At 72.6% G+C, this 23,614-nt stretch carries 19 protein-coding genes; 4 read left to right on the forward strand and 15 right to left on the reverse strand.

Features of this window, described 5'->3' with window-relative positions; all coding sequences use genetic code 11:
• Nucleotides 1-406: 406 nt before the first annotated feature.
• The 6 genes from tyrS to ACFYE3_RS11265 form a co-directional block, all read right to left on the reverse strand.
• Nucleotides 407-1,717 carry a tyrosine--tRNA ligase gene (gene tyrS, locus ACFYE3_RS11240; RefSeq protein WP_387609092.1) on the reverse strand — a complete coding sequence of 437 codons (1,311 nt, stop codon included), beginning with the start codon at nucleotides 1,715-1,717 and terminating at the stop codon, nucleotides 407-409.
• A gap of 67 nt (nucleotides 1,718-1,784) precedes the next feature.
• The gene (locus ACFYE3_RS11245; RefSeq protein WP_387609094.1) at nucleotides 1,785-4,043 is read right to left on the reverse strand and encodes a HelD family protein; all 2,259 of its coding nucleotides are present in this window, start codon (nucleotides 4,041-4,043) and stop codon (nucleotides 1,785-1,787) included.
• A gap of 119 nt (nucleotides 4,044-4,162) precedes the next feature.
• The gene (locus tag ACFYE3_RS11250; RefSeq protein ID WP_387609548.1) at nucleotides 4,163-4,669 is read right to left on the reverse strand and encodes an adenine phosphoribosyltransferase; all 507 of its coding nucleotides are present in this window, start codon (nucleotides 4,667-4,669) and stop codon (nucleotides 4,163-4,165) included.
• A 54-nt stretch (nucleotides 4,670-4,723) separates the two neighbouring features.
• The gene (locus ACFYE3_RS11255) at nucleotides 4,724-5,407 is read right to left on the reverse strand and encodes a DNA-3-methyladenine glycosylase (RefSeq protein WP_387609096.1); all 684 of its coding nucleotides are present in this window, start codon (nucleotides 5,405-5,407) and stop codon (nucleotides 4,724-4,726) included.
• Nucleotides 5,404-6,852, reverse strand: a complete 1,449-nt coding sequence (gene argH, locus ACFYE3_RS11260; RefSeq protein WP_387609097.1) for an argininosuccinate lyase — start codon at nucleotides 6,850-6,852, stop codon at nucleotides 5,404-5,406. Before argH ends, ACFYE3_RS11255 begins: the two co-directional genes overlap by 4 nt.
• 123 nt (nucleotides 6,853-6,975) lie before the next feature.
• Nucleotides 6,976-8,187, reverse strand: coding sequence for an argininosuccinate synthase (locus ACFYE3_RS11265; protein ID WP_368820589.1), 1,212 nt, complete (start codon nucleotides 8,185-8,187; stop codon nucleotides 6,976-6,978).
• Between the two features lie 354 nt (nucleotides 8,188-8,541).
• Here ACFYE3_RS11265 and ACFYE3_RS11270 point away from each other — a divergent pair, with 354 nt between their 5' ends.
• Entirely contained in the window at nucleotides 8,542-10,218 is a 1,677-nt protein-coding gene (locus ACFYE3_RS11270; RefSeq protein ID WP_387609099.1) for a catalase, read from the forward strand.
• Nucleotides 10,219-10,346: 128 nt separating this feature from the next.
• Here ACFYE3_RS11270 and ACFYE3_RS11275 read toward each other — a convergent pair whose 3' ends face one another.
• On the reverse strand, nucleotides 10,347-11,867 hold the full coding sequence (locus tag ACFYE3_RS11275) for a long-chain-fatty-acid--CoA ligase (RefSeq protein WP_387609101.1): 1,521 nt from the start codon (nucleotides 11,865-11,867) through the stop codon (nucleotides 10,347-10,349).
• 191 nt (nucleotides 11,868-12,058) lie between these two features.
• Between ACFYE3_RS11275 and ACFYE3_RS11280 the strand changes: the two genes are divergently transcribed.
• Nucleotides 12,059-12,502 carry an ankyrin repeat domain-containing protein gene (locus tag ACFYE3_RS11280; protein WP_387609104.1) on the forward strand — a complete coding sequence of 148 codons (444 nt, stop codon included), beginning with the start codon at nucleotides 12,059-12,061 and terminating at the stop codon, nucleotides 12,500-12,502.
• 33 nt (nucleotides 12,503-12,535) lie between these two features.
• On the opposite strand, the gene ACFYE3_RS11285 is transcribed toward ACFYE3_RS11280, so the two are convergent.
• From ACFYE3_RS11285 to argC, 7 genes are all read right to left on the reverse strand, one after another.
• The gene (locus tag ACFYE3_RS11285; protein ID WP_387609106.1) at nucleotides 12,536-14,041 is read right to left on the reverse strand and encodes a long-chain-fatty-acid--CoA ligase; all 1,506 of its coding nucleotides are present in this window, start codon (nucleotides 14,039-14,041) and stop codon (nucleotides 12,536-12,538) included.
• A gap of 119 nt (nucleotides 14,042-14,160) precedes the next feature.
• Nucleotides 14,161-14,655, reverse strand: a complete 495-nt coding sequence (locus ACFYE3_RS11290) for an arginine repressor (RefSeq protein WP_368831965.1) — start codon at nucleotides 14,653-14,655, stop codon at nucleotides 14,161-14,163.
• Nucleotides 14,652-15,620, reverse strand: a complete 969-nt coding sequence (argF, locus tag ACFYE3_RS11295) for an ornithine carbamoyltransferase (RefSeq protein WP_387609108.1) — start codon at nucleotides 15,618-15,620, stop codon at nucleotides 14,652-14,654. The genes ACFYE3_RS11290 and argF overlap by 4 nt, the downstream gene beginning before the upstream one ends.
• A gap of 8 nt (nucleotides 15,621-15,628) precedes the next feature.
• Complete coding sequence (locus ACFYE3_RS11300) at nucleotides 15,629-16,957, reverse strand: acetylornithine transaminase (protein ID WP_387609111.1); 1,329 nt, start codon at nucleotides 16,955-16,957, stop codon at nucleotides 15,629-15,631.
• Nucleotides 16,954-17,883 carry an acetylglutamate kinase gene (gene argB / locus ACFYE3_RS11305; RefSeq protein WP_387609114.1) on the reverse strand — a complete coding sequence of 310 codons (930 nt, stop codon included), beginning with the start codon at nucleotides 17,881-17,883 and terminating at the stop codon, nucleotides 16,954-16,956. Before argB ends, ACFYE3_RS11300 begins: the two co-directional genes overlap by 4 nt.
• Before the next feature lie 46 nt (nucleotides 17,884-17,929).
• Complete coding sequence (argJ, locus tag ACFYE3_RS11310) at nucleotides 17,930-19,144, reverse strand: bifunctional glutamate N-acetyltransferase/amino-acid acetyltransferase ArgJ (protein WP_387609116.1); 1,215 nt, start codon at nucleotides 19,142-19,144, stop codon at nucleotides 17,930-17,932.
• Complete coding sequence (gene argC, locus ACFYE3_RS11315; protein WP_387609119.1) at nucleotides 19,141-20,190, reverse strand: N-acetyl-gamma-glutamyl-phosphate reductase; 1,050 nt, start codon at nucleotides 20,188-20,190, stop codon at nucleotides 19,141-19,143. Before argC ends, argJ begins: the two co-directional genes overlap by 4 nt.
• 330 nt (nucleotides 20,191-20,520) lie before the next feature.
• Between argC and ACFYE3_RS11320 the strand changes: the two genes are divergently transcribed.
• Both ACFYE3_RS11320 and ACFYE3_RS11325 read left to right on the forward strand, forming a co-directional pair.
• A complete protein-coding gene (locus ACFYE3_RS11320; RefSeq protein ID WP_387609121.1) occupies nucleotides 20,521-21,489 on the forward strand; it encodes a quinone oxidoreductase family protein in 969 nt (322 codons plus the stop codon).
• The gene (locus ACFYE3_RS11325) at nucleotides 21,486-22,853 is read left to right on the forward strand and encodes a M1 family metallopeptidase (protein WP_387609122.1); all 1,368 of its coding nucleotides are present in this window, start codon (nucleotides 21,486-21,488) and stop codon (nucleotides 22,851-22,853) included. Before ACFYE3_RS11320 ends, ACFYE3_RS11325 begins: the two co-directional genes overlap by 4 nt.
• Before the next feature lie 93 nt (nucleotides 22,854-22,946).
• Here the strand turns inward: ACFYE3_RS11325 and ACFYE3_RS11330 are convergent, their stop codons facing one another.
• A complete protein-coding gene (locus tag ACFYE3_RS11330) occupies nucleotides 22,947-23,576 on the reverse strand; it encodes a hypothetical protein (RefSeq protein ID WP_387609124.1) in 630 nt (209 codons plus the stop codon).
• Between the last annotated feature and the right edge of the window lie 38 nt (nucleotides 23,577-23,614).

The following is a 23,614-nucleotide window of genomic DNA, read 5'->3' on the forward strand; positions in this document are numbered from 1 at the left end:
AACCAATCAACCGAATAAAACATCCGGTATCAACAAACATGGCACACTATTGAGTTCTCAAACAACAGACCAGCAACCAGGCACCACACCCGGAAACCGTGTTGGAAATTTTCGGTGCCCTCCGCGTCGGAACTCCGTTCCCCGCCTCAGGCAGCTCGACCATCCTACGCAGTCCGTTCTCGGCGTGTCAACTTGCGTTGTCCCGGGTCCGGACCGACCTGAATGGTCGCTTCCGCATGAACTAGGCAGCACCTGTCGGTCCTGCTGCTCTTTGCGGTGTTGTCGTCCGCCGGCCTCTCGGCCCTGGCTGACGACTCGATGAACACTACACCCCCGCCCAGGGGCCTGCAAGCCAGGTTCCCGGACGGGGGCGGTGGGTGGAGAGCCCTGCGGATCGACCCTCGGATCAGGCCTCCACGGTCACGGCGGCGAGGTGCTTCTTGCCCCGGCGCAGCAGCGCCCACCGACCGTGCAGGAGCTGGTCGGGGCCGAGCTCGGCATCCTCACCGACAACCTTCTCGTTGTTGACGTAGGCGCCGCCCTCCTTGAGGGTCCGACGCGCGGCGGACTTCGACTCGGACAGCCCGGTGGCCACGAGGAGGTCTGCGACCTGCAGCAGGCCGGAGGCCACGCTGGCGCCGGGCAGCTCGCGGGCCACCGAGTCCAGGGTCTCGGCGTCGAGCTCCGTGAGCTCGCCCCGGCCGAAGACGGCGGCCGAGGCCGCGATCGCCTTCTCGGTCGCCTCGACCCCGTGCACCAGGGAGTTGACCTCCCAGGCGAGCACCTTCTGGGCCTGCCTCTTGTAGGGCTCCTCCTCGACCGAGCGCGCGAGCTCCTCGATCTCGGCGCGGGTCTTGAAGGTGAAGACCTTGAGCCGGTCGACCACGTCCGCGTCGGCCGTGTTGAGCCAGAACTGGTAGAAGGCGTACGGAGAGGTGAGCTCCGGGTCCAGCCACACGGCGTTGCCCTCGGACTTGCCGAACTTCGTGCCGTCCGAGTTGGTGATCAGCGGGGTGCCCACGGCGTGCACGGACACACCCTCGACCTTGCGGATCAGGTCGGTCCCGGAGGTCAGGTTCCCCCACTGGTCCGAGCCGCCGGTCTGCAGAGTGCACCCGTGGTCGCGGTAGAGGTTCAGGTAGTCCAGGCCCTGCAGGATCTGGTAGCTGAACTCGGTGTAGGAGATCCCTTCCTCCGAGTTCAGCCGCTTGGCCACGATGTCCTTCTTGATCATCGTGCCGACGCGGAAGTGCTTGCCGATGTCCCGCAGGAAGTCGATGGCCGACAGCTGGGAGGTCCAGTCCAGGTTGTTGACCATGACGGCCCGGTTCTCGCCCTCGAAGGAGAGGAACCGCTCGACCTGCGCGCGCAGCAGCCCGACCCACTGCGCGACGGTCTCCCGGGAGTTCAGGACCCGCTCGGAGGTCTGCCGGGGGTCCCCGATCAGACCGGTGGACCCGCCCACGAGGCCGATCGGGTGATGGCCGGCGAGCTGGAGCCGGCGCATGAGCAGCAGCTGCACCAGGTGCCCCAGGTGCAGGGACGCCGCCGTGGGGTCGAACCCGCAGTAATAGGTCACCTTGTCCTCCGCGAGCGACCTCTCGAGGGCCGCCTCGTCGGTCGACACGTGCACGAGGCCGCGCCACTGCAGCTCCTGCCACACGTTGGCGAAGGACGGATCGTTGTGCTGGAGGTCCAGGTCTATTGCGTTCGACACGGATTCCAAGGTACCAGGACGCGGAAGGGGTTCCCCTCCGCGTCCCGGCGCCTCCGGCGCTCCGGTCTCAGAACCGGTCGAGGCCCGTCGGGAGCGGCCGGGCCGCGACGACGCGCAGCCGCTGGGTGGGCCGGGTCATGGCCACGTACAGGTTGCCCACCCCGCCGCCGACCTCCTCGACGAGCGCCTGCGGTTCGACGACCACCACCGAGTCGAACTCCAGTCCCTTGGCGTCCCACGCGGAGAGCACCACGACCTGCCGGTCCAGCCGGCGGACTCCCGCGCCCACGAGCCCGGGCAGGGCTCCGGCGAGCGCCGTGCCGATCTCCTGCACGCGGTCCTCGGGCACGATCACGGCCACGAGCCCGCCGTTGACGAGCTCGAGCTCGGCGCGCACCTGGTCGAGGACGCCCTCGACCACGTCCGCGGCAGCCACGCGCTGCACGATCGGCGGCTCGCCCTCGCGGACGGCCCGCGGGGCGGAGATGTCCAGGCCGGCGGCCCGGGCGACGTCGACCGCGGCCTCGGCGATCTCAGCGGGGGTGCGGTAGTTGACCGTGAGCTCGTCGAGGACGAACCGCTCCCCCACGAAGGGGTCGAGGGCGTCCTGCCAGCTGCGGGCGGCGGTGGCCGAGCCCGCCTGGGCGATGTCGCCGACCACGGTGAACGACTTCATGGGGCACCGGCGCATGAGCACGCGCCACTGCATCGGCGAGAGCTCCTGGGCCTCGTCGACGACGACGTGCCCGTAGGCCCACGTGCGGTCCGCGGTCGCGGCCTCCGCGGCGGTCATCCGGTGCTGGGTCACCGCGTTGAAGTCCGTGAGCTGGGCGGCGGTCACGATGCCGTCCGCCCCGACGTCCTCGAGGCTCTGGTGCATGTTCGCCAGCGCGTGCTCGGCGTTGTCCGTGGCCTTGCGGTGCTCCCGGTCCGCCTCGGCCCGCCGGCGCACCCCGGCCTCGTCGAGGTCGCCCAGCAGCTCGGCGGCCTCGTCCAGCAGCGGCACGTCCGCCACGGTGAACGGGGCGTCGGCCGGGCGCAGCAGGGCGTCGACCTGGTCGGCGTCCAGGTGCGGGGCGGCGGACTCGAGGTAGTGCCGCTTGCTGAACAGTTGGCCGACGAGGGTCTGGGGCGACATCGGCATCCACGCGAGGTTGAGCGCGATGCGCACGTCCCGGGACTGCCTGATGTCCTCCGCGAGGTAGGAGCGGTCCATGACGTTGCCGCTGGTGGTGTTGAGGTGCTCGCCGAGCTGCTCGGTGAGCTCCCGCAGCGCGATCTTCACGAAGGTGTTGCGCGCCTCGTTGTGCGGCTTCCCGGTGGCGCGGGCCTTGTCCCGGGCGCGCTTGACCGTGCGCGGGGTCAGGGTCACGCGGTGGGTGTCGACGCGCAGGACCTGGTCCGCCGTCGGAACCTTCTGCCGGTCCCGCACGGCGCGGGCGACGACCTCGGCCATGTCGAGGCCCGACTTGAGCCGGGCCGTCCGCGGATCGCGTTCGGGGACGGCCACCACGCCCGGGAACAGCTCGGACAGGGACGACATCACCACGCCGGTCTCCCCGAGCGCCGGCAGCACCCGCTCGATGTACCACATGAACGACGACGACGGACCGACGATCAGCACCCCGGCCTTGCGCAGCCGTTCCCGGTGCTCGTAGAGCAGGTACGCCGCCCGGTGCAGCGCCACGGCGGTCTTGCCGGTGCCCGGCCCGCCCTGCACCACGCGCACGCCCGGCAGCGGGGCGCGGATGATCCTGTCCTGCTCGGCCTGGATGGTCGCGACGATGTCCGACATCCGCCCGGTGCGCTTCTGGTTCAGGGCCGCGAGCAGGGCGCCCTCCCCGTGGAGCACGCCCTCGTCCTCGAGCATGTCCGGGTCCAGGACGTCGTCCTCCAGGGCGGCGACGTCGCGGCCCTCGAGGATGAGGTGGCGGCGGCGGCGGATGCCCATGGGGTTCTGCGCGGTGGCCTGGTAGAAGGCGGCGGCCTCGCGGGCGCGCCAGTCCACCATCAGCCGCTGGTGGTCCGCGGTGGCCAGGCCGATGCGCCCGACGTAGCGGCGGTCGCCGTCCTGGCCGTCCAGGCGGCCGAAGACGAGCCGGTGGTCGACGGCCTCGAGCTGGGCGAGCCGGTCCTCGTAGTGGGACGCGAACGCGTCCCGCTCCGCGCGGTTCTGGTGGTTGCCGAACGACTCGCTGCGCCGCACGGCCGCGAGCTCCGCGGTCTTCTCGGCCCGGAGCTCGTCGAGCCGGTCGTAGAGCATCGCGACGTACGCGCGCTCGACAGCCAGTTGCTCAGCCGCCATCGTGGCGACGGTCTCTGCCATGGGTGGACACCTCGTTCCGGATCGAACAGACCATCGATTCTACCGGTACGGACCGCGATCCCACGGTCGCGCGGCCGTGCGTTGCGTAACAGGAGCAACGCCCGGGACGACGTGGCAGGTCAGACGCGGTACAGGGCCCGGACACGGTGGCCGCCGAGCTGGCTGCGGCCGCGCAGGTCGGTGAGCTCCATGATCAGTCCGAACCCGGCGACGTGGAGCCCGGCCCGGTGCAGCAGCTGGGCCGTGGCCCCGAGGGTGCCGCCGGTCGCGAGGATGTCGTCGAGCACGAGCACGCGGGCGCCGCGGGGGACGTCGTCGGTGTGGATCTCCAGCACCGCCGAGCCGTACTCCAGGACGTACTCCTCGCGGAAGGTCTCCCGCGGCAGCTTCCCGGCCTTGCGCACCGGGATGAGGCCCACGCCGCTCGCGTAGGCCACGGCCCCGGCCATGAGGAAGCCGCGGGCCTCGATGCCGGCCACGTAGTCGAACTGGCCGCGGAAGGCGTCGGCCAGGGCGTCGACGGTCCGCCGGAAGCCGGCGCCGTCCGCGAACAGGGGCGTCAGGTCGCGGAAGAGGACCCCAGGTTCCGGGTAGTCGGGGATCTTCACGCACAGGCGCTCGATCATCTGCTCAACGGATTCAGTCACGTCGCTCATGCTATCCGCCCGGACCCCGCGGGCTCAGCGGCGCCGGCGCGGGGCCGCCGGGCGGTACGGGGAGACGGAGGGCTCACCGGGGAGCCACCACCGCCAGGGGAACTCGGGGGTCCCGCCGGGCCCGGACACCCCGGTGCGCGGACCGCGAGCGGTGGCCGCACCGTCCACCGGGCCGTCCAGCCGCAGGAAGAAGTCCGGGTCCGCGGCGGCCTGCCCCGCGGCGAGCGGGGCGCCGTCGTGGGTCAGGTCGATGCCCAGGGCCTTGGCGAGGTTGCCCGGTCCCCGGGCCAGCGCGGCGTCGGCCACCGGGCCGGCCCGGCCCGCGGCCCGGCGGGCGCGGGCCAGTTCCACGCCCTCGACGACCTCGCCGGCGCGGAGCAGGCATCCGCCGGCGGTGCCCTCGGGGCGGCAGACCAGGTTCACCGCGTGGTGCATCCCGTACGTGAAGTACACGTAGACGTGGCCCGGCGGTCCGAACATCGAGGCGTTGCGCGCCGTCCGCCCGCGCCACGTGTGCGCCCCGGGGTCCGGCAGGTCGGAGCCGTCCGGCCCGCCGTAGGCCTCGACCTCCGTGATCCGCAGGACCACGGTGCCCTCACCGGTCCGGTGGCCGAACAGTCCGCCGAGCAGCCGCGGGGCGACCTCGGGAGCCGGCCGGGACAGCAGCTCGCGCAGCGCCGGCCCGGTGACGGGCCCGCCCCCGCTCATCCGGCGACGATCGGGGCCCGCCGCGAGAACTCCGCGGCCTCGGCCACCTGGCGCTCGAGCTCGCCGATCTGGGCGGCCACCGCCGACGGCGCCGTGCCGCCCTGGGCGCTGCGCGAGGCCAGCGAGCCCGCCACGGTGAGCACCTCGCGCACGCCGGGGGTGAGCCGGTCGGAGATCGCGGCGAAGTCCTCGTCGGAGAGGTCCCACAGCTCGATCCCGCGCTGCTCGCAGACCCGCACCGCGTCCCCGGCGACCTCGTGCGCGTCCCGGAAGGGCACGCCCTGGCGCACGAGCCACTCGGCGACGTCCGTGGCGAGGGCGAAGCCCTGCGGAGCGAGCTCGGCCATGCGCTCCGTGTTGAAGTCGAGGGTGGCGATCATCCCCGCGACCGCGGGCAGCAGCACCTCGAGCTGGTCGATCGCGTCGAAGACGGGCTCCTTGTCCTCCTGGAGGTCCCGGTTGTAGGCCAGCGGCAGGCCCTTGAGGGTGGCCAGCAGCCCGGTGAGGTCGCCGATCAGCCGGCCGGCCTTGCCGCGGGCGAGCTCGGCGATGTCCGGGTTCTTCTTCTGCGGCATGATCGAGGACCCGGTGGAGAAGGCGTCGTCGAGGGTCACGAACGAGAACTCCTTGGTGGCCCACGTGGTGATCTCCTCGGAGATCCGGGACATGTCCACGGCGATCATCGCGGTCACCCAGGAGAACTCGGCGTAGACGTCCCGGGCCGCGGTGCCGTCGATGGAGTTGTGCACGGCGGAGTCGAAGCCCAGCTCGGCGGCGACGGCGGCGGGGTCCAGGCCGAGCGAGGACCCGGCGAGCGCCCCCGAGCCGTACGGGGAGACCGCCGCGCGGGCGTCCCAGTCGACGAGGCGCTGGACGTCCCGCAGCATCGCCCAGGCGTGGGCGAGCAGGTGGTGGGACAGCAGCACCGGCTGGGCGTGCTGGAGGTGGGTGCGCCCGGGCATCGGGGCCTCCGGGTGGGCCTTCGCCTGGCCCAGGAGGGCCTGCACGACGTCGAGCACGTTGCGGGCGATGATCGCGGCGTGGTCGCGCAGGTACATCCGCCCGAGGGTCGCGATCTGGTCGTTGCGGGACCGGCCGGCGCGGAGCTTGCCGCCGAGCTCGGGCCCGGCCCGCTCGATGAGGCCCTTCTCGAGGGAGCCGTGGACGTCCTCGTCCGAGGGCGCGGGGGCGTAGGCGCCGGAGCGCACGTCGGCCTCGAGTCGGTCGAGGGCCGTGATCATGCCCTCGAGCTCGTCGCCGCTCAGCAGGCCCGCCGCGTGCAGCACCCGGGCGTGCGCGCGGGAGCCCGCGATGTCGTAGGGGGCCAGCCGCCAGTCGAAGTCCGTCGACTTGCTGAGGGCCGCGAGGGCGTCGGCCGGTCCCCCGGCGAAGCGCCCGCCCCAGAGCGCGCCCTCGTTGGTCCCGTGCTTGTCCTGCTGCGCCATGTCTCTCCTCGTGGGGTCCGTGGGGGTCGGTCGGCCGGGCGTGGGCGGAGGGCCCCACCGCCGGGATGGGGCCCTCCGCCGTCGTGCCCGTTCCTGCTGCGGACGAGCCTACGTGCTCCGGGGCTAGTTGCCCCCGGCCGCGAGCCGCTGCTCGCGGGACGCCGCGACCTTCGAGGACATGCCGAACAGCTCGATGAACCCGCGGGCCTGGGACTGGTCGAACGCGTCGCCCTCGTCGTAGGTGGCGAGATTGAAGTCGTACAGGGAGGTGTTCGAGCGGCGGCCGGTGACCGTGGCCTGGCCGGCGTGCAGGGTCATCCGGATGTCGCCGTCCACGTACTTCTGGGTGTCCTGGATGAACGCGTCGAGGGACTGCTTGAGCGGGGAGAACCACTGGCCGTCGTAGACGAGCTCGGTCCACCGCTGGGTGGCCATCCGCTTGAAGCGGGCCTGCTCGCGCTCGACCGTCACGTTCTCCAGCTCCCGGTGCGCGGCGATGAGGGCCATGGCGCCGGGGGCCTCGTAGACCTCGCGGGACTTGATGCCCACGAGCCGGTCCTCGACGATGTCGATCCGGCCCACGCCCTGGGCCCCGGCGCGCCGGTTCATCTCCTGGATGGCCTGCAGCGGCGTGACGGGCTGGCCGTCGAGGGCCACGGGGATGCCGCCCTTGAAGCTGATCACGACCTCGTCGGCCGGCGGCGGGAACGTGGGGTCGTCCGTGTAGTCGTAGACGTCCTTGGTGGGGGCGTTCCAGATGTCCTCGAGGAACCCGGTCTCCACGGCGCGGCCCCACACGTTCTGGTCGATCGAGAAGGGGTTCTTCTTGGTCGTGGCGATCGGCAGGTGGTGCTTCTCGGCGTAGTTGATGGCCTTGTCGCGGGTCAGGGCGAGGTCGCGGACCGGGGCGATGCACTTGAGCTCGGGACCCAGCGTCTGGATGCCCACCTCGAAGCGGACCTGGTCGTTGCCCTTGCCCGTGCAGCCGTGGGCCACGGTGGAGGCGCCGAACCGCTTGGCGGCGGCCACGAGGTGCTTGACGATCACCGGGCGGGACAGCGCGGAGACCACGGGGTAGGCGTCCATGTACAGCGCGTTCGCCTGCAGCGCCGGCATGCAGTACTCCGCGGCGAACTCGTCGCGGGCGTCGGCCACGTAGGCCTCGACGGCGCCGCAGTCCAGGGCGCGCTGCCGGATGGTCTCCAGGTCCTCCCCGCCCTGCCCGACGTCGACGGCCACGGCGATGACCTCGGCCCCCGTCGCCTCGCCGATCCAGCCGATGGCCACGGAGGTGTCGAGGCCTCCGGAGTAGGCCAGCACAACACGCTCGGTCACGGTGTTCTCCTTCGTCGGTGGTCCGGGCGCCACGACGTGGCCCCGCCTTCTGTGCATGACTATACACGTCGACTTGTAATTATGCATACTTCGCGGACCACCCCGAGGGCGGCCCCGACGCCGCCGCGCACGGTGGTCGACCGGGAGCGCCGGTCCGTGGCAGCGCCCCGACACGCCCCCGACCTGCGCCGGCACGGTGCGCCACTCTGCAATTATGAATAACTAGCAATAGCACGCCCCTTCCGACATACTGGGGGCCGGGTGTGATCCGTACCGAACGACCACACCCGGAACGGCGGGGGCCACGCGTCCCGGCCGTCCTGCACACCCGGTCCCTATCCCGAGAGGAACCCCATGACGAACGTTCCCGAGCAGACCCTCACCACGCGCCAGGGCCACCCGGTCCACGACAACCAGAACACCCGCACCGTCGGCTCGCGCGGGCCCGCGACCCTCGAGAACTACGCGTTCCTCGAGAAGATGAGCCACTTCGACCGCGAGCGCATCCCCGAGCGCGTGGTGCACGCCCGCGGCACCACCGCCTTCGGCTACTTCGAGGCCTACGGCGCGTACGGCGACGAGCCCATCGCGCAGTTCACCCGCGCCAAGGTCTTCTCCGAGGCCGGCAAGCGCACCGACGTGGCGGTGCGGTTCTCCACCGTGGCCGGCGGCCGGGACTCCTCCGAGGTGGCCCGCGACCCGCGCGGCTTCGCCGTGAAGATGTACACCGAGGAGGGCAACTGGGACCTCGTCGGCAACAACCTCGGCGTGTTCTTCATCCGGGACGCCATCAAGTTCCCGGACTTCATCCACTCCCAGAAGCCGGACCCCGTGAACTTCGAGGCCGGCGTCGCCAACCGCGCCTTCGACTTCTTCAGCCAGTCGCCCGAGGCGATGCACATGATCACGATCCTGTTCTCCCCGCGCGGGATCCCGGCGGACTACCGCCACCAGCAGGGCTTCGGCGTGAACACCTACAAGTGGGTCAACGCCGCCGGCGAGTCCCTCCTGGTGAAGTACCACTGGATCCCGAAGCAGGGCGTGAAGTCCCTGACCTCGGCCGACGCCGCGAACATCCAGGCCCAGACCCTGGGCTCGCACACCAAGGACCTCTACGACGCGATCGAGGCCGGCGACTACCCCGAGTGGGAGCTGCAGGTCCAGGTCATGGAGGACCACGACCACCCCGAGCTGGACTTCGACCCGCTGGACGACACCAAGGTGTGGCCGGAGGAGCTGTTCCCGCCGAAGCCGGTCGGGCGCATGGTGCTGAACCGCAACCCGCAGAACTTCTTCGCGGAGAACGAGCAGATCGCCTTCGGCACCGGCGTGCTGGTGGACGGCCTGGAGTTCTCCGACGACAAGATGCTCGTCGGACGCACCTTCTCCTACTCGGACACCCAGCGCTACCGCGTGGGCCCGAACTACCTGCAGCTGCCGGTCAACGCGCCCAAGGCGCCGGTGGCCACCAACCAGCGCGACGGCCAGATGGCCTACGCCGTGGACCACGCCCCGGGCCAGAACCCGCACGTGAACTACGAGCCGTCCATCATCGGCGGCGTGCCGGAGACCCCGAAGCCCGAGGGGTACCAGCCCGAGGTCGGCCCTCGGATCGACGCGCGCCTCACCCGCGCCCGGATCGAGCGGACCAACGACTACAAGCAGGCCGGCGAGCGCTTCCAGCTCCAGGAGGACTGGGAGAAGGAGGAGCTCATCGACAACCTGGTCGGCGCGCTGTCCCAGTGCGACCGCCCGATCCAGGAGCGCATGGTCTGGCACTTCTTCATGGTCGACGACGAGATGGGCCGCCGCGTGGGCGACGGCATCGGCGTCTCCCTCGAGGACGTGCGCGACCTGGGCCCGCTGCCCACCCAGCGCCTGTCCGAGGAGGAGCTGCAGCGCGTGGCCAACCTCGGCGACAACGGCCCGCGGGACGTGGAGGGTCTCACCATGACCCACTGCGTGCCCAACGAGCACGTGGCCGTGGAGCGCGAGCCCCAGCAGGCGAGCCCCGCGATGATGTCCAACTGACAGCAGCTCCCGGGGGCCCGCACGGGCCCCCGGGAGCCCGCCGGCCCCGGCGCCTCACCGGCCGGCACGACGACGAGGGGCCGGCCGCGATCCGTGGCCGGCCCCTCGCGCGCGGTGGGCGTCCGGGCTCAGCCGCGGCGCCCGGCGCCCTCGAGGTCGAGGGAGCGCTTGAGGATCTTGCCGGTCGGGCCCTTCGGCAGCTCGTCGACCACCTTGTAGTAGCGCGGGTGCTTGTACCTGGCCACGCGCTCGCGGACGAAGGCGTCCAGCTCGTCGACCTTCGCGTCCTGCTCCGCCTCGGGCACGTCGCGGAAGGCGACGACGGCGGCGACCTCCTCGCCCATCGCCTCGTCCGGCACCCCGACCACCGCGGCCTCGGCGATGCCGGGGAACTGGTAGATCACTTCCTCGACCTCGCGGGGGTAGACGTTGTAGCCGCCGCGCAGGACCATGTCCTTCTTGCGGTCCACGATGTAGTAGAAGCCGTCCTCGTCCACCCGGGCGAGATCCCCCGTGGAGAACCAGCCGTCGCGGATCGCGGCCTCGGTGGCCTCGGGGTTGCGCCAGTAGCCGGCCATCACGTACTCCCCGGCCACGACGAGCTCGCCGATCTCCCCGACGGGGACCTCCTCGCCGAGGTCGTCCACGACCTTCAGCTGCGCGCCACGCACCACGGTGCCGATCGACCCCGGCCGGCGCCCCCGGTCCTTCTGGTTGAAGCACACCACCGGGGAGGTCTCGGACAGGCCGTAGCCCTCGTAGATCGGCGCGCCGAACACCTTCTCGAAGCGCTCCAGGACCTCGACCGGCAGCGGGGACCCGCCCGAGACCCCGGCCCGCAGGTGCGGCAGCTCGACCGGGCCACCGTCCGCCGCGGCGAGCAGCGCGACGTACATGCTCGGCACCCCGGCGAACACCGTGACCTCGTCCCGCGCCAGGATCTCCAGGGCCTTGGCGGGGTCGAAGCGCGGCAGCAGCGTGACGGTCGCCCCCGCCTGGACGACGCCGTTGAGCGCCACGGTCTGGCCGAACACGTGGAAGAACGGCAGGGCCCCGAACATGACGTCCCCGGGCGCCAGGTCGAAGAGGCTCGCGGACAGCTCCGCGTTGGTCCGCAGGTTGTGGTGCGTCAGGACGGCACCCTTGGGCCGGCCCGTGGTCCCGGAGGTGTAGAGCAGCACGGCGGGCTCGTCGTCGTCGCGGTCGGCGACGTCGGGCCGCGGCGGGACCTCCCCGAGGGCCTGCAGCGTCCCGGCGGCCGAGACCTCGACCACGCGGACGTCCCGGTCCAGTTCCGCGACGGCGGCGCGGGTGGCCTCGGCCATGGCCTCCCAGACGAGCACCAGCGACACCTCGGCGTTCTCGAAGTGATACGCCAGCTCCCGGGGGCTGAGGAGGGGGTTGAGGGGCACGACCACGCCGCCCGTGCGCAGGATCCCGTAGTAGGCGATCGGCATGTGGGGGACGTTGGGCAGGATCATGGCCACCCGGTCCCCCGGTCCGATGCCGGCGGCGGCGAGCATCGACGCGACCCGCGCGGACAGGTCGTCGAGGGCGCCGTAGGTCAGGACCTTGTCGTCGAGGACCACGGCCCGGGACCTCGGCGAGGCCGCGGCCGTGTCGGTGAGCAGGGTGGCGAGATTCGTCATGGGGGAACTCCGGATCCCCGGTGCACGGGCACCGGCGCGAGGAACGGGCAGGCGTGAGCTGTGTCACACGAGCGTGCCAGTCGGTTACTGCAACGTCAAGACCCGGGTACTTCCGGGGCGGCGCGTCGTGGCTCCCGCCCCGATAAACTGGCCGGCAGGAGCACCATCCGACCGACCGCGAAGGACCACCCGTGACCGAGAACCCGCAGCAGCCCGACGAGCCCCAGGACCGGGCGACCCCCCAGCTGACCGAGGAGGAGATGGCCTACGTGCTCTCCCTGTTCGAGATGGCCCGGACGGGGGACACGGAGCACCTCCTGCCGGCCGTGCGCGCGGGCGTCCCGGCGAACCTCACCAACAGCAAGGGAGACACCCTGCTGGTCCTCGCGGCCTACCACCAGCGCGAGGAGACCGTCGCGGCGCTGCTCGAGGCCGGGGCGGACCCGGACCGGGTCAACGACAACGGGCAGACGGCGCTGATGAGCGCGGTCTTCCGGGGCAACGAGACGATCGTCCGGACGCTGCTCGAGGCCGGGGCCTCGCAGACGGCCGGCGCCCACTCCGCCCTCGACTTCGCCCGGGTCTTCGAGCGCACGGACCTCGTCCCCGTCCTCGAGGAGTACGCGGCCCGCTGAGGCCGCGGGGCGCGCCCCCGGCCTGCCCGCCGCTCAGGCGAGGTGCTCCACCTCGCGCTTGAGGATCTTGCCGGTGGGCCCCTTGGGCAGCGCGTCCACCACCCGGTAGAGCCGCGGACGCTTGTAGGAGGCCACGCGCTCGCGCACCCAGGACCGCAGCTCGGGCACCAGGCGCTCTCCGTCCGGGGTGGCCTCGGCCGTCAGCACCACGAACGCCGCGACCTCCTGGCCCTGCACGTCGTCCGGGATCCCGACCACGGCGACCTCGGCGACCGCGGGGTGCTCGTACAGCGCCTCCTCGACCTCCCGGGGGTACACGTTGTAGCCGCCGCGCAGGATCATGTCCTTCTTGCGGTCCACGATGAAGACGCAGCCGTCGTCGTCGATGCGGGCGAGGTCCCCGGTGCGGAACCAGCCGTCCCGGACCACCTCTGCCGTGGCCTCCGGACTGCGCCAGTAGCCGGCCATCACGTAGCGGCCCGCCACGGCCAGCTCCCCCACCTCCCCCGTGGGGACCTCCGCCCCCGTGTCGTCGAGGACGCGCAGCCGGGCGCCGGGGACGGCCGTGCCGATCGAGCCCGGCCGGACGGGTCCGCCGAGCTGGTTGAAGCTGACCACCGGGGACGTCTCCGACAACCCGTAGCCCTCGTAGAGGCGGACCGCGAACACGTCCTCGAAGCGCCGGAGCACCTCGACCGGCAGCGCGGCCCCGCCCGAGATGGCCGCCCGCAGCGCAGGGAGGGACACCGGGCGGTCCCCGGCCGCCTCCAGCAGGGCGACGTGCATGCTCGGGACCCCTGCGAGGACGGTGACGCCGTCCCGCCGGAGGATCTCCAGCACCGAGCGGGGGGCGAAGCGCGGGAGCAGGGTCACGGCGGCTCCGGCGGCGACCACCGCGTTGAGCGCCACGGTCTGGCCGAAGACGTGGAAGAAGGGCAGGCCGCCGAAGAACACGTCCTCGGGGACGATCCGGAAGAGGTCCACGACCATCTCGGCGTTGCCGAGGAGGTTGTCGTGGGTGAGCATCGCCCCCTTGGGCCGTCCCGTGGTGCCGGACGTGTAGAGCAGCACCGCCATGTCCTGCGCCGCGCGCTGCTCGAGCCCGGGCAGCGGCTCCACGCCCGCAAGCTGCTGGAGGGTGCTGGCGGCCGACAGCTCGACAACCGGCACCTCGAGGCCCAGCCGCTCGAGCGCCTCGCGACAGGCCCCTGCCATGGTCTCCCACACCACCACCGCCGAGACCTCGGCGTCCTGGAAGTGGTGCGCGAGCTCGCGGGGCGTCAGCAGCGGGTTGAGCGGGACCACGACGGACCCGGCGCGCAGGATGCCGTAGTAGGCGATCGGCATGTGCGGGACGTTCGGCGCGACGAGCGCGACCCGGTCGCCGGGACGGACGCCGGCCCTCCGCAGCAGGGTCCCGGCCCGCGCCGAGAGGTCGTCGAGCTCGGCGTAGCCGAGGACGGTGTCGTCGAGCACCACGGCGGGGCGCCGGGGGTGCCGGGCGGCCGTGTCGACGAGCAGGGACGCCAGGTTCGGCATGGGGGTGCTCCTTCCGGGGCGGACCGCGTGGGGACCGTGTGGGGAACATTGCACCACACCGGCTCCCGGCGGTGGGCCGTGCCCGGCCCGGGGTCAGGCCGTGGCCCCGGGCCCGGTCCTCACTCGGCGAGCTCCAGGAGGCGGCGGGCCACGGCGTGGCCGCCGTCGGCCTCCCGGCACACGACCATGATCGTGTCGTCGCCGGCGATGGTGCCGAGGACGGCGGGGAGCACGGACGTGTCGATGGCGGACGCGAAGTACTGGGCGGCCCCCGGCGGGGTGCGCAGCACCACGAGGTTCGCGCTCGCCTCGGCGGTCACCAGCAGCTCGCGGCACAGGCTGGCCAGGCGCGCGTCGAGCACCTCCTGGGTGATCCCCGAGGCCGGCGAGCGGTCGGCCCCGGCCTGCGGAACGGCGTAGACGAGGGCGCCGGAGCCGTCGCGCACCCGGACGGCTCCGAGCTCCACGAGGTCGCGGGAGAGCGTGGCCTGGGTGACCTGCACGCCGTCCTCCGCCAGCCGGGCGGCCAGCTCGGCCTGGGAGTGGATCGCCCCGCCGGTCACGAGGGCCACGATCCGGGCCTGCCGCGCGGTCTTGGTGGCGGGGATGCTCATGCCGGGACGGCGGGGGCGCCGGCGGCGTCCAGGTCGTACCGCCCGGAGCGGGCCATGAGCCACACGAGCAGTGCCTTCTGGGCGTGCAGCCGGTTCTCCGCCTCGTCCCACACGACGGACTGCGGGCCGTCGATGACCTCGGCCGCGACCTCGGAGCCCCGGAACGCGGGCAGGCAGTGCAGGAACAGCGCCCCGGACGCGGCCCGCGCCATCGCCGCCGCGTCCACGGAGTACTCCCGGAAGACCTGGGCCCGGGCCTCGGTCTCCGCCTCCCGCCCCATGGACACCCAGGTGTCGGTGCAGACCACGTCCGCCCCGGCGAGCGCCTCGGCCGGGTCGGTGGTCACGCGCACGGACCCGCCGGTCTGCTCGGCGCGCTCCTCGGCGGCCCGCACCACCGCCGGGTCCGGGAGGTGGCTGTGCGGGCCGGCGACGCGCACGTGCATGCCGGCGGTGGCCCCGCCCAGCAGGTAGGAGTGGGCCATGTTGTTGGCGGCGTCCCCGAGATAGGCGAAGCTGAGCCCGGCGAGGCTCCCCCGGTGCTCCCGGACCGTGAGCAGGTCCGCGAGGATCTGGCACGGGTGGTAGTCGTCGGAGAGCCCGTTGACGACGGGCACGGTCGAGGCCGCGGCCATCTCCTCCAGGCCGGACTGGGCGTAGGTGCGCCACACGATGGTCGAGACCATCCGGGAGAAGACGCGCGCGGTGTCCGCCACGCTCTCCTTGCCCAGCTGCGACTCCCCCGGGTTGATCATCAGCGGATTGCCGCCGAGGTCGGCGATCCCGGCGGAGAAGGAGACGCGGGTGCGGGTCGACGTCTTGTCGAAGATCACGGCCACGGTCTGCGGCCCCGCGTAGGGCCGGTGGGCCCAGCGGTCGGCCTTGAGGCGGGCGGCGAGCTTGAGCACCTCGGCCTGCTCCTGCTGGGAGAGGTCGGTGTCGACGAGGAAGTGGCGGGGGGTCATGGACGGGTTCATGCTTCTTTCGGCGGGGTGTCGGCCGCGGTCGCGGCGGGGGCCGTGACGGTGGCGGTGGCGGCGCGCAGGATCTCGGGGAGCGCGTCGAGGAAGGTGCGCGCCTGCTCGGTGGTCAGGATCAGGGGCGGGGCCAGGCGCAGGGTACCGGGGCCGGTCGCGTTGACGATGAACCCGGCGTCCCGGGCGGCCTCGACCACGGCGGGGCCGAACGGGGCGGTGGCCCCCTCGGGGACGTCGAGGTCGGCGCCGATGAGCAGTCCGCGCTGGCGCACGTCGCCGATCCCGGGGACCGCGCACAGCCCTTCGCCGAGGACGGCGCCCACGGTGCGGGCGTGCTCGAGCAGGCCGTCCTCCTCGATCACGGTGACGGTCGCGAGGCCTGCGGCGGTGGCCGGCGGGTTGCCGCCGAACGTCGTGCCGTGCTGGCCGGCCCCGAGCAGTGCGGAGACCTCCGCGCCGACGGTCAGCATCGCGCCGATCGGGAAGCCGCCGCCGAGCCCCTTCGCCAGGGTGATCGCGTCCGGCAGGTCGCCGCCGGTGAGCTCGGCGGAGGAGGCGAACCAGCGGCCGGTGCGGCCCATCCCGGTCTGCACCTCGTCCACGACGAGCAGCGCGCCGTGCCGGCGGGTCAGCTCCCGGGCGCGCCGGAGGTAGCCCTCCGGCAGCTCGCGCACGCCCGCCTCGCCCTGGACGGGTTCCACGATCAGCGCGGCCACGGTCCCGTCGAGGTGCTCCTCGAGGGCCTCGACGGTCGCGGGGATGTGCCGCACCCCGCCCGGGAGGGGTTCGAAGGGCGCCCGGTAGGCCTCCTTGGCGGTCAGGGCGAGCGCGCCCATGGTGCGGCCGTGGAAGGCGGACTCGAGGGCGAGGACCGTGCCGCGGGGCCGGCCGTCCGGGCCGGGGTGCTCGTGGCCGTGGCGGCGGGCGAGCTTGAACGCGGCCTCGTTGGCCTCGGCCCCGGAGTTCGCGAAGAAGACGTGGGAGCCCGCGGGCGCGCCGGCAAGGGACAGCAGCTTCCCGGCGAGGGCGATCTGCTGGGGGGAGGTGAAGAAGTTGGAGACGTGGCCGAGGGTGGCGAGCTGGCGGGAGACGATCTCCACCCAGCGCGGGTGGGCGTGGCCGAGGGCGTTCACGGCGATGCCCGCGAGCAGGTCGAGGTAGTCCCGGCCGTCGGCGTCGGTGACCACGGCGCCCTTGCCGTGGGTGAGCACGAGCGACGGGCTGCCGAAGACGCCGAGCAGCGAGTCGGCGTACTCGCCGAGCAGGGCGGTCTGGGCGGAGTAGCGGGAAGCGGTGTGCTGGGCGGCGGTGTGCTGGGCGGTCATGTCGATGCTCCGTGGTCGGGGACGAGCTGGGTGCCGATGCCGGTGTCGGTGAAGATCTCGAGCAGGCACGTGTGCGGGCTGCGCCCGTCGACGATGGACGCCCGGCGCGCCCCGCCCTCCACGGCCCGCAGGGCCGCCTCCATCTTGGGGATCATCCCGGCCTGCAGGCCCGGGAGCATCGCGCGCAGCTCCGAGGCGGAGAGGGACGCGATGAGCGAGTCCTTGTCGGGCCAGTCCGCGTAGAGGCCCTCGACGTCGGTGAGGGCCACGAACTTCTCGGCGCGCAGGGCCACGGCCACGGCGGCGGCCGCGGTGTCCGCGTTGACGTTGAGGATCTCCCCCGTGGGGCGGCCGTGCGCGTCGACCTCCGGTGCCACGGAGGAGATGACGGGGATCCGCCCGGCCTCGAGGAGCTGGGTGACGGGCTCGGGGTTGACGCCGACGACCTCGCCCACGTGACCGAGGTCCACCTTCTCGCCGTCCACGACGGTGCCCCGGCGGACGGCGCGGAACAGCTCGGCGTCCTCCCCCGAGAGCCCGACGGCGTACGGGCCGGTGGCGTTGAGCAGGGAGACGAGCTCGCGCTGGACCTGCCCGGTCAGCACCATCCGGATGGCGTCCACGGCTTCCTTGGACGTGACCCGCAGCCCGCCGCGGAACTCCGACTCGATCCCCAGCCGCTCCAGCATGCGGTTGATCTGGGGCCCGCCGCCGTGCACCACGACCGGTTTGATCCCGACGTGGCGCAGGAACACCATGTCCTCGGCGAAGGCCTGCCGCAGCGGCTCGGACACCATGGCGTTGCCGCCGTACTTGAAGACCATCACGGACCCGGAGTAGCGCTGGATCCAGGGCAGGGCCTCCATCAGGGTGCCCGCCTTCAGCTGGGCGGTCGCGTAGCGGGTCGGGTCACTGGGGTCGGTCATGGTTCTCCTGCGCCGTGGGTCGGTGCTGTGCTGGTGGGCGGGCTGGTCAGCTGGAGTAGGCGCTGTTCTCCTCGACGTAGTCGTGGGTGAGGTCGTTGGTCCAGACGGTGGCGTCGGCGTCCCCGGCCTTGAGGTCGACCAGGACGGTGACCCTGCGGTCGGCGGCCAGGTCCACGCCCTCGCGCGGATCCCCGATCATGCCGTTGCGGCAGACCACGACCCCGTTGATGGTGACGTCGAGCTGGTCGGGGTCGAACGCGGCGTCGGTGGTGCCGACCGCGGACAGGACCCGGCCCCAGTTGGGGTCGTTGCCGAAGATCGCGGCCTTGAAGAGGTTGGAGCGGGCCACGGAGCGGCTCACGTCCTCGGCCTGCTTCTCGGTCACGGCGTTGACCGTGGTGATCTCGATGTCGTGGGACGCGCCCTCGGCGTCCGTGATGAGCTGCTGGGCCAGCGAGTGGCACACGGCGGTCACGGCCTGGCTGAACTCGAACTCGTCGGGGGTGATCCCGGAGGCGCCCGAGCCGAGCAGGACCACGGTGTCGTTGGTCGACATGCAGCCGTCGGAGTCGGTGCGGTTGAACGTGACCTTGACCGCGTCCTCGAGCGCCCACTGCAGGGCGTCGGAGGAGAGCTCGGCGTCGGTCGTGAGCACCACGAGCATCGTGGCCAGACCGGGGGCGAGCATGCCCGCGCCCTTGGCCATGCCGCCGACCGTCCAGCCGTCCCGGACGTAGGCGGCCTGCTTGGAGACGGAGTCGGTGGTCATGATGGCCCGGGCCGCGGCGGCCCCGGCGTCGTCGTCGTCCCCAAGGGCCGCCACGACCCCGGGGAGGCCCCGCTCCATGACGTCCATGGGCAGCTGGACGCCGATCAGGCCGGTGGAGCAGACCACTACGTCGCCGGCCCCGACCCCGAGCGCCTCGCCGACGAGCTCCGCGGTCCGGTGGGAGGCCTGGAACCCCTGCGGCCCGGTGCAGGCGTTCGCCCCGCCGGAGTTGAGGACCACCGCGGCGGCGCTGCCGTCCGCGGTCGCGGCCTTGGACCACTGGATGGGCGCGGCGGTGATCCGGTTGGTCGTGTACACGGCACCCACGTGGTGCTGGGGGCCGTCGTTGACCACGAGGGCGAGGTCCGGTCCGCCGGAGTCCTTGAAGCCGGCCTCGGTGCCGGCCGCGCGGAAGCCCTGGGCGGCGGCCACGCCGCGGGCGGTGTCGACCTGCAGGGTGCCGGCCGGCTGCTGGGAGGGGTACGTTCTCACGGTGCGACTCCTTGGAGATTCAGGCCGGTGTCCTCCGGCAGGCCGAGGGCGAGGTTCATGGACTGGACGGCCCCGCCCGCGGTGCCCTTGACGAGGTTGTCGATCACGCACGTGACGATGACGCGCCCCGCCCGGGCGTCGTGGGCGAGCTGGAGCTGGGCGTGGTTGGAGCCGGCCACCGACTTCGTCGAGGGCCACCGGCCCTCGGGCAGGACGGTGACGAACGGCTCGGCCGCGTAGGCGGCCTCCCAGGCCTCCCGCAGCTGCGCGGCGGTCACGCCGCCGGAGACCCGCGCGGTGGCGGTCGTGAGGATGCCCCGGGGCATGGGGGCCAGCGTCGGGGTGAAGGAGATCCGCACGGGGCGCCCCGCGGCCTTCGAGAGGCCCTGCTCGATCTCGGGGGTGTGCCGGTGGGCGCCGCCCACGCCGTACGGGCTCATCGAGCCCATGACCTCCGAGCCCAGCAGGTGCGCCTTGACGGCCTTGCCGGCCCCGGACGTGCCCGAGGCCGCGACGATCACGACGTCCTCGGGCTCCAGGAGACCGGCGGCGAAGCCGGGGCCGAGGGCGAGCAGGGCGCTGGTCGGGTAGCACCCCGGCACCGCGATGCGCGTGGCGCCGCGGAGCTGCTCGCGCTGGCGGGTGCCCTCGGCGTCCACCACGAGCTCGGGCAGCCCGTACGGCCACGTCCCGGCGTGCGGTGAGCCGTAGAACTGGTCCCACTCCTCGGCGGAGTCGAGCCGGTGGTCGGCGCCGGCGTCGATCACCACGGTCTCCGGCGGCAGCTGCGCGGCGATCGCGGCCGAGGCGCCGTGCGGCAGGGCGAGGAAGACGACGTCGTGGCCGGCGAGGTTCTCCACCGTGGTGTCGACGAGCACCCGGTCGGAGAGGGAGTGCAGGTGCGGCTGCAGCTCCCCCAGCCGCTGGCCCGCGTTGGAATGGGCCCCCACGGCCCCGATCTCGATCTGCGGGTGACCGGCGAGGATCCTCAGGACCTCGCCACCGGCGTAGCCGGATGCCCCCGAAACTGCTGCGCTGAACGTCATAGGGTCCACTCTAGCTCAAAGTTATGCATGGTCTTCAATATTTATGCACGCTCCGGGAGGGGACCGACCGAGCGGGAGCACGGGCGCGCCGTCGTCGGAGCACGTCAATACCCCCGTTCGGATCAGCCACGGCCGTTCCCACGTCCCCCCGGAACGGCTCTGCACCCGAATCTACGCTTCCCATGTGCAAATCTCGATGATTACGGGGGCATTTCCCTGCCCCCTCTTGTGCACACGCTACCCCTCGGCGCCCCCCGCGGGGAGGGCGCGGCGGGGCTTGCCGCCTACCATGGCAGAGTTCCCGTCCGCGTTGTCCAGGAGGTACCCGTCATGGTCCGTTGCGTCATGGTCGAGCGAGCCGGAGGCCCCGAGGTCCTGACCCTCGGCGAGCGCCCGGACCTCGAACCGGGCCCGCACCAGCTGCTCGTCGAGACCCGCGCGGCGGGGGTGAACTTCATCGAGGTCTACCAGCGCGAGGGCGTCTACCCCGTCGAGCACCCCTTCACGCCGGGCTCCGAGGGAATGGGCGTGGTGACAGGCGTGGGCTCCGAGGTGCAGCACTTCGCCCTGGGCGACCGGATCACCACGTCGCAGGCCTCCCGCACCTACGCCGACGCCTTCCTCGTGGACACCGACAAGGCCCTGCGCGTGCCCACCGGCGTTCCCGACGAGGTCGCCGCGGCCGTGCCGCTGCAGGGCCTCACCGCGCACTACCTGGTCCGCTCGACGTACCCGGTCCAGAAGGGCGACGTCGCCGTCGTCACCGCGGGCGCGGGCGGGGTCGGAGGCCTCGCCGTGCAGCTGCTGAAGTCGCTCGGGGCCACCGTGATCGCCCTGGTGGGCTCCCAGGCGAAGGCGGAGACGGCGCGCTCGCTGGGCGCCGACTTCGCCCTGGTGGGCTACGAGGGCTTCGCCGAGCACGTCCGGGAGGTCACCGGCGGCCGCGGCGCCGACGTCGTCTACGACTCGGTCGGCAGGAACACCTTCGACGAGTCGCTCCGGGCGCTGCGCCGGCGCGGAATGCTCGTGCTCTTCGGCGGATCCTCCGGCCAGGTCCCCCCGCTCGACCCGCAGCGGCTCGCCCAGCACGGGTCCCTGTACCTCACCCGGCCCACCCTCAACGACTACCTGCTCGACGAGAAGGAGCGGAACTGGCGCGCGGGCGAGCTGTTCGACGCGGTGCTCGACGGGTCGCTGAGCATCCGCGTCGCCGAGACCTTCCCGCTCGCCCAGGCACGGCAGGCGCACGAGCTGCTCCAGTCCCGCGCCGCCCAGGGCAAGCTGCTGCTGGTCCCGTGAGCCCGGCACCGATGCACCGCTTCCTCGGCGCGGACGGCGCGCGGGACCCGTACACCCCGTACGTCGGGTGCTGCGCGGCCACCGTGGAGCACTACGACCTGGACCTCGACTACGACGTCGAGGACAACGGCCTCGAGGCGCGGGCCACCCTGACCTGCCGCGCGCTGCACGACACGGACCGGATCGAGCTGGACCTCACCGAGCTGGCCGTCACCGACGTCCGGTTCGGCTCCGGCGGGCTCGGCGGACTGCTCGGCGGCCGCCGGGTGCGCGCGGACCACCGCGGCGGCCGCCTCGTGCTGACCCTGCCGCGCCTCGTCGCCGCCGGGGAGGCGTTCACGCTCACCGTGGCCTACGAGGGGTACCCCGAGTCCCTGGACGGGCCCTGGGGCGAGATCGGCTGGGCCGAGCTCGACGACGGCGTGCTCGTCGCCGGCCAGCCCACCGGCTCCTCCACCTGGTTCCCGTGCGTCGACCACCCCTCCCACAGGGCGACCTACCGGGTCACCGTGCACGCGGACGCCGACTACGAGGTGGTGGTCCACGGCGAGCTGGAGTCCGTGGTGGAGCGCGACGGCGAGCGCCACTGGGTGTACACGTCCCGGGTGCCGCTGCCGCCCTACCTGGCGACCGTGCAGATCGGCCCGTACGAGCGGCACGAGCTCACGGGCTCCCGCGTCCCCCAGCACCTCGTGTGCTCCAAGAAGCGGCGCAAGAAGGCGGAGAAGACCTTCGCGGAGCAGGGTCGGATGATCGAGGTGTTCAGCGACTGGTTCGGCCCGTACCCCTTCCCGAGCTACACCGTGGTGGTCGTCGACGAGTCGCTGGAGGACCCGTTCGAGTGCTACGCGTGCTCCGTGTTCGGCAAGAACCAGCTGGGCACGGACTGGGAGGAGCAGCGGCTCGTGGCGCACGAGCTGGCCCACCAGTGGTTCGGCAACAGCCTGGTCCTCTCCTCGTGGCAGGACATCTGGCTCAACGAGGGGTTCGCGTCCTACTCCGAGTGGATCTGGTCCGAGGCCTCCGGCGACAGGCCGGCCCGCTGGCACGCGGAGAAGGCCCACCGGACCCTGTCCAAGATGCGCCAGGACCTCGTCATCGGGGACCCCGGGCAGGTGCGGCTCTTCGACGACGTGGTGTACGTCCGGGGCGCCCTCACCGTCCACGCGATCCGGGAGACCGTGGGCGAGGACGCCTTCCGCGCCCTCCTGCGCGGCTGGGCCACCGCCAACCGGGACGGGTGGGTGAGCACGGAGGGCTTCCGGGAGCACCTGCGCGGCTTCGTGCCCCAGCACCGGTGGGCGGAGGTCGACGGCCTGCTGGACGCGTGGTTGCTCCGGCGGGAGCTGCCCGCCCTGCCCTGATCCGCGCCGGAGCCCCCGGGCACCGACGAGAACGGGCCCCTGCCGGACGCACAGCGTCCGGCAGGGGCCCGTTCCGCCGCCCGGGCGGCGGTGTCAGCTCTCCCGGTGGTAGAGCCGGCGGGCGAACCAGACCCCGCCCCCGGCCGCGCCGAGGCCGGCGAGCAGCAGCAGGCCCGCCTGGACGCGCTGCCACGTGATGGTGCCCGCGGTGACCCCGTCCCCGAACTCGCCCGCCGCGGCGGTCTCGACCACCTGGAGGGTGCCCTCCTCGACGGCGAGCAGGGCGTCGGCCTCCTGGTGGAAGTCGTCCTCGCCGGAGCCCGTCTGCGTGCCGCGGAAGACGATCTCCTCCCCCGCCTCCGGGACCCGCGGGTCGGCGAGGCCCGAGTCGAAGGGCTGCTGGGTGACCGCCTCGTCCGCGGGCAGCACCCCGCGGTAGATGGGGTTGTAGGTCTTGGTCTGCAGGTCGTTGGTGAGGTCCTGGTACTGCCCGGAGATCACCCAGGACCGGTCTGCGTAGCCGGCCAGCCTCCGGGAGTCGTCCCAGGCGAGGGCCGCGCTCACCGCCAGGACCAGTCCCAGGAGCAGCCCCAGCAGCCCCACGGCCGTCGGCTTCCAGGCGATCGACCGCCGGGCGCGCCCGCTGTCGCGCTCGTCCGGCTCGTCCTGCTCGTCGTCGAAGGCGAAGAAGGTGTCCTGTCGGTCGGTGGTCTCCTCGGTCATGCTGCGCTCCTGGAACGGGGTCGGGGAAGGGGGGGTCG

It is taken from the genome of Kocuria arenosa (assembly GCF_042879215.1).
Classification (GTDB): domain Bacteria; phylum Actinomycetota; class Actinomycetes; order Actinomycetales; family Micrococcaceae; genus Kocuria; species Kocuria arenosa.

Bases quoted from the DNA above. Each gene is read 5' to 3' on its own strand.
- argB (WP_387609114.1), bottom strand. From the start codon at position 17,883: ATGACCGACCCCAGTGACCCGACCCGCTACGCGACCGCCCAGCTGAAG.
- argF (WP_387609108.1), bottom strand. From the start codon at position 15,620: ATGACCCCCCGCCACTTCCTCGTCGACACCGACCTCTCCCAGCAGGAG.
- ACFYE3_RS11290 (WP_368831965.1), bottom strand. From the start codon at position 14,655: ATGAGCATCCCCGCCACCAAGACCGCGCGGCAGGCCCGGATCGTGGCC.
- ACFYE3_RS11300 (WP_387609111.1), bottom strand. From the start codon at position 16,957: ATGACCGCCCAGCACACCGCCGCCCAGCACACCGCTTCCCGCTACTCC.
- ACFYE3_RS11245 (WP_387609094.1), bottom strand. From the start codon at position 4,043: ATGGCAGAGACCGTCGCCACGATGGCGGCTGAGCAACTGGCTGTCGAG.
- argC (WP_387609119.1), bottom strand. From the start codon at position 20,190: ATGACGTTCAGCGCAGCAGTTTCGGGGGCATCCGGCTACGCCGGTGGC.
- ACFYE3_RS11255 (WP_387609096.1), bottom strand. From the start codon at position 5,407: ATGAGCGGGGGCGGGCCCGTCACCGGGCCGGCGCTGCGCGAGCTGCTG.
- ACFYE3_RS11250 (WP_387609548.1), bottom strand. From the start codon at position 4,669: ATGATCGAGCGCCTGTGCGTGAAGATCCCCGACTACCCGGAACCTGGG.
- argH (WP_387609097.1), bottom strand. From the start codon at position 6,852: ATGGCGCAGCAGGACAAGCACGGGACCAACGAGGGCGCGCTCTGGGGC.
- ACFYE3_RS11270 (WP_387609099.1), top strand. From the start codon at position 8,542: ATGACGAACGTTCCCGAGCAGACCCTCACCACGCGCCAGGGCCACCCG.
- ACFYE3_RS11285 (WP_387609106.1), bottom strand. From the start codon at position 14,041: ATGCCGAACCTGGCGTCCCTGCTCGTCGACACGGCCGCCCGGCACCCC.
- ACFYE3_RS11275 (WP_387609101.1), bottom strand. From the start codon at position 11,867: ATGACGAATCTCGCCACCCTGCTCACCGACACGGCCGCGGCCTCGCCG.
- ACFYE3_RS11320 (WP_387609121.1), top strand. From the start codon at position 20,521: ATGGTCCGTTGCGTCATGGTCGAGCGAGCCGGAGGCCCCGAGGTCCTG.
- ACFYE3_RS11330 (WP_387609124.1), bottom strand. From the start codon at position 23,576: ATGACCGAGGAGACCACCGACCGACAGGACACCTTCTTCGCCTTCGAC.